Origin of the sequence: Carboxylicivirga agarovorans, assembly GCF_050589845.1 — a bacterium.
GTDB classification, from domain to species: domain Bacteria; phylum Bacteroidota; class Bacteroidia; order Bacteroidales; family Marinilabiliaceae; genus Carboxylicivirga; species Carboxylicivirga agarovorans.
In genome coordinates, this window is sequence record NZ_JBNGPA010000011.1 from 156,592 (window position 1) to 172,854 (window position 16,263).

9 protein-coding genes and 1 pseudogene are annotated in these 16,263 nt (G+C 39.2%); 6 read left to right on the forward strand and 4 right to left on the reverse strand.

Annotation, left to right across the window (positions count from 1 at the left end):
• Positions 1–12: 12 nt before the first annotated feature.
• The 4 genes from ACRD69_RS13345 to ACRD69_RS13360 form a co-directional block, all read right to left on the reverse strand.
• Positions 13–3,108 (reverse strand): SusC/RagA family TonB-linked outer membrane protein, encoded by a 3,096-nt coding sequence (locus tag ACRD69_RS13345; RefSeq protein WP_430815598.1) that lies wholly within the window; start codon positions 3,106–3,108, stop codon positions 13–15.
• 488 nt (positions 3,109–3,596) lie between these two features.
• A complete protein-coding gene (locus ACRD69_RS13350) occupies positions 3,597–5,336 on the reverse strand; it encodes a coiled-coil domain-containing protein (protein WP_430815599.1) in 1,740 nt (579 codons plus the stop codon).
• 799 nt (positions 5,337–6,135) lie between these two features.
• The gene (locus tag ACRD69_RS13355; protein ID WP_430815600.1) at positions 6,136–7,704 is read right to left on the reverse strand and encodes a T9SS type A sorting domain-containing protein; all 1,569 of its coding nucleotides are present in this window, start codon (positions 7,702–7,704) and stop codon (positions 6,136–6,138) included.
• Between the two features lie 458 nt (positions 7,705–8,162).
• Complete coding sequence (locus ACRD69_RS13360) at positions 8,163–9,296, reverse strand: helix-turn-helix domain-containing protein (protein ID WP_430815601.1); 1,134 nt, start codon at positions 9,294–9,296, stop codon at positions 8,163–8,165.
• 357 nt (positions 9,297–9,653) lie between these two features.
• Between ACRD69_RS13360 and ACRD69_RS13365 the strand changes: the two genes are divergently transcribed.
• The 6 genes and pseudogenes from ACRD69_RS13365 to ACRD69_RS13390 form a co-directional block, all read left to right on the forward strand.
• A complete protein-coding gene (locus tag ACRD69_RS13365; protein ID WP_430815602.1) occupies positions 9,654–11,474 on the forward strand; it encodes a helix-turn-helix domain-containing protein in 1,821 nt (606 codons plus the stop codon).
• A gap of 416 nt (positions 11,475–11,890) precedes the next feature.
• Positions 11,891–12,265, forward strand: coding sequence for a hypothetical protein (locus ACRD69_RS13370; protein ID WP_430815603.1), 375 nt, complete (start codon positions 11,891–11,893; stop codon positions 12,263–12,265).
• 128 nt (positions 12,266–12,393) lie between these two features.
• On the forward strand, positions 12,394–13,008 hold the full coding sequence (locus ACRD69_RS13375) for a hypothetical protein (protein WP_430815604.1): 615 nt from the start codon (positions 12,394–12,396) through the stop codon (positions 13,006–13,008).
• A gap of 411 nt (positions 13,009–13,419) precedes the next feature.
• Positions 13,420–13,830 (forward strand): annotated as a pseudogene (locus ACRD69_RS13380) (transposase); the annotation flags it as partial.
• An 895-nt stretch (positions 13,831–14,725) separates the two neighbouring features.
• A complete protein-coding gene (locus tag ACRD69_RS13385; protein ID WP_430815605.1) occupies positions 14,726–15,706 on the forward strand; it encodes an NAD(P)-dependent alcohol dehydrogenase in 981 nt (326 codons plus the stop codon).
• 470 nt (positions 15,707–16,176) lie between these two features.
• A partial coding sequence (locus tag ACRD69_RS13390) for a DUF559 domain-containing protein (RefSeq protein ID WP_430815606.1) occupies positions 16,177–16,263 on the forward strand: 87 nt, incomplete at its 3' end.

The window sequence follows — 16,263 nt, forward strand, 5'->3', positions numbered from 1 at the left end:
TTTAATCTGTTTTTACAAATCCATTTTTAGACCAAAGGTGAATACTTTGGTTCCCGGGATGGAGTTAGCGGTTGTTCCATTAAGAGCCCCTTCCGGGTCAAAGCCTTTGAATTTGCTCCATGTCAACAGGTTTTCGCCTGAGGCAAACACACGTAAACCTTGCACTCTGATCTTTTCACAAATAGTTTGTGGCAGATTGTATCCTAAGGAAATATTCTTTAAACGAACATAACTGGCATCTTCAAGAAAGCGTGATGATAGTTGATCGCCGTTATCACGTCCGTTAACCACATAGCGCGGTACATCGGTATAGCGATTGTTGGGAGTCCATGCATCGGCAGCATCAACAGCCAGGTTATAGCCCGGATCGGTTCCATCATGCATATTGCTAGCATAATCTGAATTGTAAACCTGGCCTCCAATGCTGTAATAGAAGTAAAAACTAAAATCGATGTTCTTATAGCTCAGGTTATTGCTGATACCTCCAAATACATCAGGTATGGCCAGTCCTAAACGTACACGCTCAGCATCTTCGTAATCGCTGGTTACCTGTCGTCCGCTGCCATGAGGATCAGTAAAGGCCGATTCAGGTTCAGATCCGTTAGAACTGTCATCTGATGATACATTGGTGTACCACATTGGTCGTCCATTATCAGGATTAACACCGGCCCATTCGCGCATAAAGAATTGGTATAAACTGGCTCCTTCTTCCACCAACTTAGTGCCCGACTTGATCTGATCTGTCGTCATATCAACAATTTCATTGCTATACATGGATATGTTTCCACCAATATCATAGGTGAAATTTTTGTTCTTTATAACTGTGTAATTCAAAGTGGCCTCAAAACCTGAATTCTTCATTGTCGCCAGGTTGGTTTTTATGCTTGGGAATCCTTTTCCGGCTGATAAAGGCTTATCGAACAACAGATCTTCCGATTGACGTGTATACCACTCGATAGATGCATCTAGGCGCTTAAAAACGGTGGCTTCCAATCCAAGGTTCAAGGCCGCGTTTTTCTCCCAGCGTATGTCCTGGTTTTCGAGCTGAACAGGCGAGAGCCCAGGGTAACCACTGTAATTAGCGCCACTACCATATAATCCAAATGATTCGTAGTTGCCAATAGAGCTGTTACCCGAAGTACCATAACTGGCTCTTAATTTGGCATAATTTAACCACGATAATTCAGGCATCCATTCTTCTTTGGTTAAATGCCATCCACCCCCGAGGGAGTAGAACAGACCATATTTATTGTTTTCACCAAAGCGCGAGCTACCATCAGTTCGTACGCTGGCACTCAGGTTGTATTTTCCCTTGATATTGAATTTTGCCTGGCTTAAGTACGATACCATAGTCCAGGCGGTTGTATAACTTACCGGTAGCTCAGGTGTACCGCCCCATACCAGATCAGGTTTACCGGGCACTGAAAAATCCGTTACGCTGGCTTGCAATACCTGATACTGATTTCCTGTTGCTTCCTGCCCGGCCAGTACTTCAATACTTGAATCACCGGTTTGCTTTTTCCAGGTAAAGATATTAGAGATGTTCCAGTTCATATTTTCTGTGCTGGCCATAGTACTCCGGCCATTCACACCTCTACCGTTTCCGTGATAAGGGTTATAGTAGTTTAAGCCTTTATCACCACTGTAATCAACCCCTCCGGTCGTACGGAACGATAAAGATGGTAATAGCTTGAAATTAAGGTAAGCATTGAGCATGCCGCGCTTGGTCTCATACTTGTACTCGTCGTAATCAAATAAGCCCACCGGGTTAAAGTCAAATACTGCTTTATTGTCCCAGTTATAGCTGCCATCGGCATTGTATACCGGTGATGCTGCGTTGATCACTTCTGCTGAACGCACCGGGTTAGAACCCTGACCACCTCCCGGAGGAGCATTGGTTTCTGAGTAGGACAGGTGATTGCTCATACCGGCATCAATCCAGTTGTTCACCTTATGTTGTACATTCAACTTAGCTGTATAACGTGTAAAGTCAGAACCGATGGTGGTTCCGCTATCGCTGAAGTAACCCAATGAAAAATATACTTTTGTGTTCTCTGTTCCACCTGCCACATTGAGGTTGTGGTTTTGAATAATACCTGTTTTATACACTTCATCACGCCAGTCAGTATCTGTATGAACCTGGCTCCCTGGAATGACTTTACCGTTATCGTCCAAAGGATTTTCCACACCAAATGGGTTGAATCCAACTGTTTCCTCCACTTTTCCATGTGCATGTCTTTTGGCATCATCGATGGTAAAACGTGAACCATCTTCGTTTTCGCCATACAAAACTCCCCAGTTATATAATCCCATCCAGGTTTGTTCATAGATCTCAGATGAGTTCATCAAATCGTAACCATCGCCAATTCTGGAGGAAACACCCACCTGACTATTAAAGGAAATGCTTGTTTTACCGGCTTTACCCTTTTTGGTGGTTACCATAATTACGCCGTTAGCAGCACGTGAACCATACAATGAAGCGGCAGCAGCATCTTTCAGTACCGTTAAGCTTTCAATGTCATTGGGGTTTAAATCGCTTAATGAGCCGGCCATTGGTACACCATCAACCACATATAAAGGCGAGCTGCTGGCACTTAATGAACCGATACCACGAATTCGTACCGATGCTGTTGAGCCTGGCTGACCAGAGCTACTGCTCACTTGCAAACCAGCGGTGGTTCCCTGCAATGCTTTTTCAAACGAAGTTACCGGGCGGTCTTCAATAATTTCGTTATTAACTACCTCGGCAGCACCAGTATAGGCTTCTTTGGTGGTTGTGCCATAGGCTACCACTATCACATCATCCAGTTGCTCACTTTCAGGTACTAAAGCAACATCAATCCGCTTACGGTTATTGATCGTTTCTTTTTGTACCTTCATTCCAATAAATGAATACACAAGTGTAGCATCACCTGAACTAACATCAATGGTATAATAGCCATCCATGTTGGTCACTGTACCAATCTGGGTGCCTTCGATATATACGTTAACCCCGGGTAATGACTCCCCGGTGGCCTTATCGATCACCGTTCCCTCAACACGCAGCTCCTGCGCATAAGTTACAAGCGCGATTATACTCAGAAGTACACCGCTTAGAATTTTTTTCATGTTTCTAAATTTGTTTTTAATTGCAAACAGGTACGATAGCTATCGTACGCCATTGACCATATGTGTGTGAGAAAACCTGCTCTCTGCCCTGGGAGCAAGCTATGGCTCGTTTCATATGTTTAAATGTTTGTTATTCAGAAGCCTTTTACTAACCAGTTAATTAAACTTGCGAAAAGTGATTATTGTGGTTGTTTACAATACTCAAATCCGGTTTGACCGTATTATAAGTCTGATAATTCGTTTTAGATTGGGTTGTTATTCTAATAACACGACTATCACCATTCACTATTTCAATCAATGATCAGTTTAACTCTTTAAAATTATTCCTGTCCGATTCTTATTTCATCAATCAGTTATTCAACTGAATGTAACTATTTCTCAGGGTGAGATTTCAGGTAGGTTAAAAAGCCCGGTTATCCTTGTTTCTTTGTTTCCGGCAAATTGTTTTAATTGGATAACCGGGCGAATATATAGATACTTAACTTTTGCTAATTACAATTAACTAATAAGGCATCAACACCAGTTGCATAATCAAGAGAATTCCAATTATAATCGTAAAACTCAGCTTTTGAATTAGCATAAAGGTCGAATTCTCCATTTTTTACTTTAATCAGGAAGGCACTCATCGAACAAGCTCCAAAATTACCTGTTCCGAAGGTTGCATCATCCTCGCTTGGCAAATAAACAGTCAGATAATGTTCTTCACCCGGATTGATAATACTACCAAAAGTATTTGCTCCAAAACCTGTTACCTCACCAAGATCCATATATATACCATTTGTATGAGTTAATGCTGCAAATGCATCAATTGTACATAGTTTCAGCGGCATATAATCATCTCCTCTTCTTTGACTTAGTGCTATACGTATACTTGGTTCACCAGAACCAAATCGTCCATAATGATGAGTAATGGTATTAAAACCAGTAAAAGCATCACACTCTCCTTCAATTAAGATACCTTTATTGACAGAAGTAACATTATTCAATATATACATTTGTTCCACTCCAAAATTGCCTTGAATGTTAATGTTACCCACATCTTCGCCAAAGTTGTTTTCACCAACACTTGAAAGAGCATGAAAACCATTCACCAAACTAATGGTATTGTAAGAGAACGTAAATTCACGGCCAACTTTCTCTAACTTATCAAAAGCTTTTATCACATCAGCCTCACTGTTGGTTCTTTTTAGTCTGGCAATGTTACCAATACCACCTTCACCACCAAAATTCCATGTAAATGAGAAACTACCTGAAACATTAGTTAAGTTAGGTGCTGACAATGATGAAAGGAACTTACATTGATCAATGCTCAGATCACCATATACATCAGTATTTTGAAATGAGATAGACGAAAGAAAATTGTCAACAAGCTTAATATCCTCTCCGACTACACCAAGACTTACGGTTGAACCTTCTGCAAGCCCATTTATTTCAACTCCCTCAACCACGTTTGTGGCAGACAAATCGAGCGTTGAAAGTCCTCGGACAGCGCTTTCAACAGCATCAATATATATAGACTTAACAAGGTCAAGCTTGGGCATGGTAAATGAATTAACTGTATGCAGTCCTTCTCCTTTAAAATCCTTAAATACAACCAATAGCTCTGGCATGCTAATGGACTCCAGTCCAATAGGATTGTTTATAACGAAATTATCAGCGATACTCTTTAATACTGGGAGCACTACTGTTGCACCTGTTTCAGGCATGCTGAAAATATCAAGGTTACCACCAATTGTTTCCAGATAAGGTAAGTTAATACTGGTCCCCGCAGATATAGAAAAGTCATTACCAATCATTTTAACAGCTGTAAGATCATCTAAATGCTGTTGCTTAGTAACTGCTACTTTACCCGTTACAATTGTTGCGCCAGCAGCTTTAAACCCGGCAAAGTCAGCATCCGTAAAAAGATCACCATAATAAACAGCACTTCCGCTGTTGGCAATTTCGTCTTCAAGCGCCTGCAAGCTAGCCATTAGCTCATTGTAATTATCTAATACCTCACCATCAAGATCTGTTAAATCGGCTTCTAAAGCGGCTATCTCACTCTTTAGAGTTGATATTTCAGCCAACAAATCAGCTAACTGTTGACTTTTTAAATCTTCTAACTCCTTATCAAGCTCATCGATTTGCTTTTGCAAATCGTCAATGTCACCACTGAAATCTTCAGCGCAACCAATACTATTGATGGCTAAAAACAATACCATAATATAGGACAATACCTTCTTCATACTTCTATTTTTTGTTAACGATTTATTTTTAATTGTAGATTTAGTTTGAACCTGCATGTAAAACTAAACAGCACTTCTTTTTTAGACGGCTCACACGGAAAATTAGGGTATCATTTGGCCGAATGATACAATATGATTAGATATGCAATTCTATAAATATCAGATAAACAGGGGTGTAGTTGTGGTTGGTATCATGCCGTTAAAAACAGTCTGTAGGGTGGATTTATTTGAATAAAACGGGTTTCGAACGGTAAAAATGACATTGAAATACCATGTATTTGACCCGGGAAACCCTTGTCTGGGAAAATAACGCTCATTGTATGTATGCACCTGTGTTTTTAATAACGTTTTGAGCGCATAGGATTTGCGGAATGATACATTCATATTATATATGCGAATATTCTTTTAGCAAACACTATACTTTTTGTCTTTTTGACTAAAAAATGAGGAAATATCGGACTGTTTGATGGATAATACTTACTCAGCGCATGGAGCATTTATTCCTAATTGCTGGATTTGCAATCCATGCCTTATTTGAACCCTATGCAAATGCAACCTTAATTAAATCACCACCTCTTCTAATCAGCTGGTTATATTCAGGAATTCTACAATACAGATTACAAATATGATGTAACGATACACAAATATTTAACCATAAGGGATGTAATATTATTTTTACGTAGAAACAATGATAAACACCTAAATTGTTATATTACAGATATTTTAATAAGGCGTAAACAATAAAAGGATGCTTCCGTAGAAGCACCCTTTAGATACAAAACCAATATATTTCGCAACATTATTTCTTAATCACTTTAATGACTTCTGTTTCGCCATTTACTTCAACAGCAAACATGTAAATACCGTTTGTCAAAGGAGCTAATTCTATGTGATTTTCACCGTTATATAGAAGCTTTGATAAAACGACAGAACCAGTTGCACTGTATACTGATAAGCTTGCTGATTCGTTCAGACTAATTGTAATAAAATCTGTTGCCGGATTAGGATAAACATTCAATTCAAACCCAGGAAGAACATCTGTGATAGCTGTAGGTGTGTTGTTGACAGTTCCTGAGCCTGAGAAACTGCCTAATCCTTCCATCCATAAATCTTCCCATCCATTCTGAGGAACCAATTCTGTGTCATGAGTATTAGCATGAATTAACTGAGTACCAGTAAAACCGGCCAGATAAAGCTCCCAGCGATCACTGCCTGAAGACATCATATCTCCCCACGCAATCATGGCTCCCGTATCATTATGGATAAAAGATACTTTGCCGTTTGACATGCCATTGAAAACATAATCACCGGTTAAACCGCCCCCCATAGTTGGTATATCTACTGATACCACCATATCGGCATAGTTATTATAAGTACCGTTACCACTGAATGTACCTAATCCTTCCATCCATAAATCTTCCCATCCATATTGAGGGACCAAATCGGCATCATCGGTGTTAGCATGAATTAACTGAGTACCAGTAAAACCGGCCAGATAAAGCTCCCAGCGATCACTGCCTGAAGACATCATATCTCCCCACGCAATCATGGCTCCCGTATCATTATGGATAAAAGATACTTTGCCGTTTGACATGCCATTGAAAACATAATCACCGGTTAAACCGCCGCCCATAGTTGGTATATCTACTGATACCACCATATCGGCATAGTTATTATAAGTACCGTTACCACTGAATGTACCTAATCCTTCCATCCATAAATCTTCCCATCCATATTGAGGAACCAAATCGGCATCATCGGTATTAGCATGAATTAACTGAGTACCAGTAAAACCGGCCAGATAAAGCTCCCAGCGATCACTGCCTGAAGACATCATATCTCCCCACGCAATCATGGCTCCCGTATCATTATGGATAAAAGATACTTTGCCGTTTGACATGCCATTGAAAACATAATCACCGGTTAAACCGCCCCCCATAGTTGGTATATCTACTGAAACGGTTAAATCTCCACTTTCTACCGTTCCTGTTCCAGCAAACTCAACTGTATAGGTTTGAGACATTGTCCAGTTTGCTATTGCAACAAGACCAGTATCATCAGAACTGTTGCCAACAATATAACCGTCAGCTTTCATCCACCAGCCATTATTTTGTCCTATGTTCTCGCCCCATTGTATATATAATTCTCCTAATCCTGATACGTTTTTTACGAAACGACCTTTACCGTTAAACATGTCGTGGTAGGTGTATTCTCCGGCAACATCAGATGGATCTGCTCCAGAGGAAATTGAAACAGTAACACTTGTTCCTTCATACTGCGCCACAGCATCAGCCGAAGCGCCCATTAAAGCTACAACAGCTAACATAGCTATGAGCCAACTTTTCATTTTGTGTAAATTTTTAATCATATCAATTTGTTTTAAATTAACATTTACCCTTTTTAAGGTTGGCTCAAAAGTAATTTTGGACACTTATGTGCACGAATCAATCGAAAATGGAGCGTCTTATTTGGCTCAATGAGACGTTTTCAGCATGTTGTTTTACCACTACAAAAAGTTGTAAGTAGCAGACAGCCATAATGCTTAGTTTCAATACAAGGGTAGGGTTAGCCATTGTTTGAAACCAAGTTTGAACGATGAGCTTAAGCGCACGATGGGAAGGGGAGAATCAATGTGTGTCTAATAGAAATTGAGTAATTAAACGATAGCTTCACTGATTGTGAAATATTTGACAAATGATACTAAAATGGGACTCGTGTAATTAAAGTGTGGCTCGTCAATAACAGCTATGAACTTCCGGTACATTGCGAATGATGGAAGCTCATGGGGTTAGCGGCATCAGTACGGATTGTTAAGAGTTCAGATTATTACTCAATACTTTTGATAAATTCACTGGGTGTTTTGCCGGTATTCTTCTTAAATATCCGGTTGAAAGTGGCTTTTGAATTAAATCCGGCCATTTCGGCAAGCGAAGTAAGGGTGTGTTGTTTGTGAAAGCCTTCATTCATCAGGCGAATAGCTTCATTGGTACGATACATATTGATCACATCGTAGAATGTTTTATTGAGGGCCTTATTAATGACCTCTGAAATCCGATGTTTTGTCAATTCTGTCCCCTCAGATAAGTGCTGAAGATTCATTTCATTATTCAGGTATGGCTTGCTTTCATCAAGGTAACTAACCAGCTTTTCCAGGTCTTCCTTTATTTTGCTGTCAACTTCTTCTTCCTGATCTTCATTTTTTACGGTGGCGATGGTTTTAATGCTTTGCCCTTCTGAGAATAAATGAGGCTTTTTTAATGTAAAGTAACCCATCCATAAAGTTAATCCGGTAAGACCCAGGTAATAAATATTGAACAGATCAAAGGGGACATCAATTTTCAACATATAGAAAACGGCTCCTGATACACCAGTTGCCCACAGAAATACATTGATGACCACAAACTGTTTCAACCAATAAACAGCATTATTCTGAACTTTAGTCAATCTTCGTTCTCTAAAATACTGGAAATGATATAAGATTCTCATGGACAGAACCGTGTAGATAACCCCCTGAAGAATGATGACAATATCATTTAGTCTGAATAAGTTATCAAGCCATGGGGTACTGCCCTCTGTAATGATCTCGATCTTTTCGTCCGCTGATAATATGTAAAAAGGTATAAATGCTATGATACGTATTATAAAGGGGATACAGTGAATAATTATATTTTTAAAGTTCCGGGCATCTTTATACAGGTATGTTTTAATGTACAAATACATCAAGGGAAAAAACATGAGTATGAACGCTGATGTAGTGCCATAGATGTGGGGGAAGCGAACGTAAAAACTTCGCGATTGAATAACAAAGCTCAGTACAGTAATTCCCCATAAAAAGATAAGGATGGCTAAAACCTTGTTGGCAAAAAAACTTCGTGGAAAAAACCACAAGAAGATTGCCATCAGAAAAATAAGAATAGCCCCAACGCTTAAACCCAATTTAAAATATTCTTCAAATGCCATTTAGAATTTCAAATAGTATTTTTATACAGTATTATAATTCATTCATAAGAGTAAGAATGAATAATGGATTGCAATTTTATAACTGCAAGATACAAAACTAAGTGTTATATTTCTTCTTCCTATGTTGAAGCAGACGATTAAAGAAAATAAAGTACTCAATCGGGAAAATGAGTTAATGAATTGATAATGTAGATGTTTGAAGGGTGTTTTTGTTAATTGTTCAGGTCGTAAAGAAGTGTTATTTTTTGATTAATAACCAAAAGACACTCACAGATGTTATACATGTTAAATTTAGTAATGTTACCCGAAAGCCATCTGTATAAGTATTAATAACTATTCTGATCCGCCCTAAATCGTATGAGACCTGATAATAAAACCATAGCTGTACTTCCTTTCGTTAATATGAGTTCCATAGCAGAGAATGAATACTTCAGCGATGGTATTACTGAAGAAATTATTAATGCGCTGGCCAGGATTAAGGGACTTAAAGTTACCTCACGAACCTCTTCCTTTTTCTTTAAAAATAAGAATGTGCCAATTCGTGAAATAGGGCAGACATTGCAGGTGTCGACCATACTTGAAGGAAGTGTGAGGTTGCATGGGGCTGCCATGCGCATAACTGCCCAGCTGATACAGGCTGAGGATGATTTTCATTTCTGGTCTGAAACATGGGATCGTCAGCTGGCTGATGTTTTTGCTGTTCAGGACGAAATAAGTTTACTGATAGCGGATAAACTGAGGGAACACTTTGGGCATTTTGAAATTCAGACGCACCTGGCAAGACCGCAAACCGATAATATTACGGCATATGATTATTCATTAAGAGCTAATTATCTGCGCAATAAGTGGAATCCTGAAGATGTGACCAATGCCATTACCTTGTTTGAAAAAGCCCTGAAATGCGATCCTCAACACAGTGAATCATACCTTGGGCTGGCCGATTCCTATAGTTTCTTGGGAACGACGGGTTTTATGCCGTACCAGGAGGCGTGGGAAAAAACGAAGCGACTGACTAATAAAGCACTACAGTTAAATGATCAGTCATCGGGTGTACATTATCAATTGTCGAACCAGGCTTTTTTTATCGATTGTGATTACAACAGGTCCCTTAAAGAAATGGCCAGGGCAATAGAGATCAATCCCAATAACGCCGAAGCTCAGCAGTTCATGTCCTTTTTATACCTTATTGCAGGCCAAAATGCGAGGGCAAAGAAACATCTTGATATGGCCATAGCCATTAATCCCTTATCGGATGAAACCCGTTTCTTCAATGCTTACTACCACTACATGCTCGAAGATTATGACAAGGCGCTGGATCTCCTGAACAATTGTTTGGAGGTCAACGATAAGAATATACCTGCCCATTCCATTAAAAGCCTTTGTCTGCTTAAACTGGAAAGGTATAATGATGTACTTGACTATTATGATACCATTCCTTCGGAAGTGGTGATACAAGGTGAGAAAACAGGAGCTAAGGCTTTAGCCTATGCCTGTTTGAAGGATCAGGCCAATGTAAGCCTGTACCTGGAGCAGCTTAGAAAACAATCACGTGAAGAAAATGGTTTCACCGCTGATTCATACCTGTTTTTGATGTATGCCGTGCTGGAAGAATATGATAGGGCCTTTGAGTGGCTTGAAAAGGCCCTTGCAGATAAGGCATCATTGTTAATGCTTCGTTTTACTGATCCCCTGGCCAGATGCCTGAAGAGCGATGACAGGTATGCAGGCTTTCATCAACGGATATATTTAAGCGATTATGAAGCTGAGCCGGGCACTGAAAAGAAGCCATTGCTTAGTGATGAGGTCGCCACAACATATGCCACTAGGCTACTTGAGCATATTGAGCTTCACAAACCCTATCTCGACCCCGATCTATCCATACGTCTTTTGGCAGAACAACTTAAGATGCACCCCAACCAGCTATCGTGGTTGCTGAACGAAACATTGGGCAAGAATTTTAACCAGTTTATTAACCACTACAGGGTGGAGGCCTTTAAGTTGTTGGCCAGGGATCCTGCCTGCGCTCATTTAACCCTCCTGGGCCTGGCCTATGAAAGTGGGTTTAACTCCAAAACAGTTTTTAATACCTACTTTAAAAAAGAAACAGGTTTAACACCAGGGCAGTATTTGAAAGAAGAGAGGGAATCAGCAGACAAACAGCCTAAGACTAAGCACTAAGCATAATACATTCAACTAATTTAACTAATTAGTTAAATAATGAAGCTTGTGTTTTTGACCTCTGCGCTAGGTAGATTTGCAATCTGTACTACCTGGTTAAAAGCAAAAAACTGACCGTTTTAGCCGAGCTTTTGTATATTTATATGGCAAATTTATAGTTATGAGTATTCGATTTGGAGAACGGTGTTATCGAATGATGGGCACAGATTGCAAATCTGCACAGCAGGAGAAAAAGGATTGTTGGATGTTATTGTAATAAAGTGATTTGTATAAACCACGCGAAAGGTACGATAGCTATCGTACTCGCGTGGCAGCGGGGCAGTAATCGATACAGTAGCAAGTTATGTTTTTGTCAGCCCCCCACTGCCGCTCGAGTGCAAGGAAGCGAGAAAGTATCTATGGAAAAATAAAAGAATATGAAACGAATAAAAATTGGTTTAATAATAATGGTATTTTTTATGATATTAGCCGTTATATGGTTTACTAAAGACTACTTAATGGTTAAGGATGATGCAAAAAAATATCCTTCATTAAATTATAGTGATTCTATATCACATAAAGCAATTTCCAAATTTGATTGGAAGTTAAATGGTTATAGAGTTTCTTCTAATTTATGTAGAATCAAAACTCAGATTGGTAATTGGGGTGTAAGAGCAATTGATAATGATACAGGTATAGGGGCTTATTATATCATTAATGTTGGTGATAGCATTGTGAAAAAGAGTAACTCTGATAGCTTGTATGTTTACAAACAAGATGGAAGAAAAATTTTGATGCAATTGTTAGAGTAATCCACACTCCCGAGCAAGCCAGCAAGGGGAATATCCATTTCACAATCAATTCAAAGATGATAATTAAAATGAAATTACATGTTTTATTATATGCAGTACTAATATTGTTATCTACATCTTGTAAAAGAATGTATGACATAAAAAATTGTAAAACTATTAAAAACTATAGTGAAAATCTTGAAAGTAGTTTAATAGTAGACAGTATATTCAATCATTTTGACGGTTTGGATGGTCTAAATTTTATTAGCGCAGAATTTTCAATACCACCACTTAATCCGTCTCCCTATTACATCCGATCTCTCAAGGCTGAATGTATAGTTATTTGTAGTTCGGTCGATAGTGTTTTTAAGGCTCCTAAATTTTTTATTTACGAAACAACGCCTTGTAATGAAGAAAACTTTATCCTTAGCATGATTTTCAAGGAAAAACTTGTCTTTAACAAGGATCATGATATTTACTACAAAGGTAATTATCCGATTCCTGATTTAGGTAGATATGATTTTAATGCAGGTTTTACAAAAACAGATACGATTATTGGTGGGGAAAGGTTTGTGTATAAACGATACAATGTTCCCTCTGACACGAAAATTTATGTCCACGAAGCAAAAAATGGTTCTTTTTGGAAAGTTGATGCAGATGTATATAGACCTGAAACTATGGACGAGTGGAAACATGGGTATTCAAAGGGGACAGCAATAAGTAAGGAAAGAAATATAATATTATATTGGTTTATTGTATGGTAGTTAACCTTGATCAGCGTCAGCGGGGGCACCATCTCAATCTAATGAAGCCCTTTGGTATTACTTCTATAAAAATTACAAACCATGATGAACGTTTTTTATTATTACTATTACCTTTTTTACACAAAGGTATTGCCAGATAATCAGCCACATTCAACTGTTATTTACACATTAAGTTTTACCCCCGCTGCCGCGCGAATCCCTTTGCGTGGTCCATCTAATTATCGATAATATACCGCATTTCTACGTACAGCTTTTATTATATTTGATATTATGAGTCGTAATTATAAATTTTACAATCCGGAAGGAGTTTATTTTGTAAGTTTTGCAGTAGTAGAGTGGCTGGATGTATTCACCAAAAATGAATATAAAAATATACTGCTTGATAGTTAAGAGTTTTGTCAGAAAAACAAAGGCATGGAGTTGTTTGCCTGGTGCATAATGACTAACCATGTGCATTTAATTTTTAGAAGTATTTCAGGTCAAAAGCCAGAATTGTTATTAGGAGATTTTAAACGTTATACCAGTAATAAGGTTATTGAAGCAATAAGGAATAATCCGAGAGAAAGCCGCAAAGAATGGCTGTTTGATCAATTTGAGAAAGTTGGATTAAGATCATCGAATGTCAATAAATGTCAGTTTTGGCGACATGATAACAAGCCGATTGAGTTATGGAGTAACAAAGTAATAGATGAGAAGATTAACTATATACATAATAATCCGGTAAATGAAGGTTTGGTATTCCGCCCAGAAGATTATGTGTATAGTAGTGCACGGGATTATAGTGGGGAGAAAGGGTTGTTGGATGTAATTGTAATAAAGTGATTTGTATAAACCACGCGAAGGGATTCGCGCGGTAGCGGGGGAGATGCTTTACCGTCCTTACCTGAAATATAATGTGTTATAATTCATAGGAGAATTGTTGTAAATGAACATTAAATAGGGCCTGATGCAAAAAACATCAGGCTTTATTTTTCCCCGCACAATTCGCCCGCTGCAGCGGGGCAACCCTGGGCCAACAGGGGATTGAAGTATAAGAATTGCCTGCTGTTATACTAAGGTAGTTACAGGCTAAAAGGAATAATTCGACTACGTTTCAAACTTCGCTGAGTGATACTGTTGCAAGATAAATTAGTAACCTTCCACTAAAAAACTTTAACAAAGTAGCTCATTTCTTCGAGTGTGGTGCGAAATGAATTCGATCCCGCTTCGGAACACCTTCGAACCCGCTTCGGTAATTGTTCGGCTGTTCTTCGGTAATCCTTCGGTAATCCTTCGGTAATTGTTCGCTTACGCGCGTAGCCGAACAATTACCGAAGAAATACCGAAGGAGGGTCGTTTGAGGCTCGAAAATGACCCAATTAAGGGTCAAAAACATGCGGAAATGACTTAATAAGGCACTTTTTTTAGTGTTTTTCTTCAAAAAGCCCTGTTATTCTAACGTCTATAGGTTAATGTATTTAACGTAATTAGACCTAGATTTAGCTTATAATACAGATATTGAGCCATTTAGTGTTTTCTTCAAATTACAGTGCATGCATTGTCATTGACCGGAACTGTTTATGTTTGTATGTTTGGATTTTTGGATGTGAGATGTTCAATTCGACAATTCGACTGTTGAGCAGTTCGACAAATAAATACTTTGTTCGGAATTATAATTCAGAACGCTTGTGGCAGGTAGCTGTCATATTTTTGTATCAAACAATAACACCAATACATGATGAAAGCGATTGAATATAACAGATATGGAGGTCCCGAGGTATTGCAGCTTAAGGAGGTGGAAAAGCCCGGTCCGGCAGATAATGAGGTATTGATCAAAATACATGCGACAACGGTTACGGCTACTGAATGTAATTTCAGGAGGGGAGAGCCATTGATGGCTAGAATGTTTACCGGCATGTTAAAACCCAGGCTCACAAGGTTGGGAGAGGAGATGGCCGGTGAGGTTGTTGAAGTAGGTAAGGCAGTCACCCGTTTTAAGCCGGGCAACAAAGTTTTTGGTACGGCCGGACCAGGGTTTGGTGCCAATGCAGAATTTATTAGTCTGCCCGAGGATGGTGTCATCACTGCACTTCCTGAGAATATCTCTTACAGTGAAGCGGCAGCCTCTGTCGATGGCTTTTTAACGGCCATGCCATTTCTCCGTGATACAGGCAGGATCAAACGGGGCCATAAGGTGCTGATCAACGGTGCATCGGGCAGTGTGGGAACAGCGGCTGTGCAGGTGGCGCGCTACTTTGGAGCTGAGGTAACTGGTGTATGCAGCCATGGCAATATGGAACTGGTCAGATCATTGGGTGCCACCAGGGTGATTGATTATACAAGGGAGGATTTTACCAAAGGCAACGAGACCTATGACCTGGTTTTTGATACTGTTGGTAAAATTGCCTACAAGGATGCTAAACGGGTCTTAAAGAAGAACGGAACTTTCCTGGAAGCGGGAATTGGCTTCGGAATTATTCCGCATGTTTTATGGAGTAGTCTCTTTACACGCCAGAAAGCCAGGATAGCTGCTACGGGATTGCGTTCGCCCAGGGAGAAAGAGCAGGATCTGAACCTGCTAAAAAACCTTATGGAAGAGGAAATAATAAAGCCTGTAATAGACCGCAGCTATCCGCTTAGTGACATAGTCGAGGCACATCGTTATGTAGACACAGGCCGAAAGCGAGGAAATGTAGTTGTTGAACTGTCAAACTGTTGAACTGTCGAACTGAGAAATCGTCGAACTGGGAAACTGTTCAACTTATAAATTATCAACTATTCAACTGTTTGACAGTTTCTCAATTATAGGCTGCGCCATTATTAAATTACCAAGCTGTAAACAGCAGGCTGTAGGTCTGCCACATCATAGCCCGGGGCAAAGCGCTTTAGTGTTCGAAAAGATTCAAACATTCACATATATAGTGTTTTGCAAGCTGTAAATCAGCTCTCCTCCTGGCAAGGAGGAGTACTTCGACGAAGGAGAGGGGAGGTGGTTTTAAGTCTTTTTTATAAATTAGTTTTCAACAATATAAGAAAGATATGAAAAGTAACCGGCCAGAAATGATTTATAGGAGAAAACTATTGAGAAACAGAGCAACTCCAGCGGAATGTGAACTTTGGAATTAGCTTAAAGGAAAAAGAATATGCGATCTGAAGTTTAGGCGACAACATTCTATTGGGTAATACATTCTGGATTTTTATTGTCCTCAATTAAAGCTAGCTATCGAATTAGATGGGGAATACCATGTTTATAATGAGGAATATGACAGACTTAGG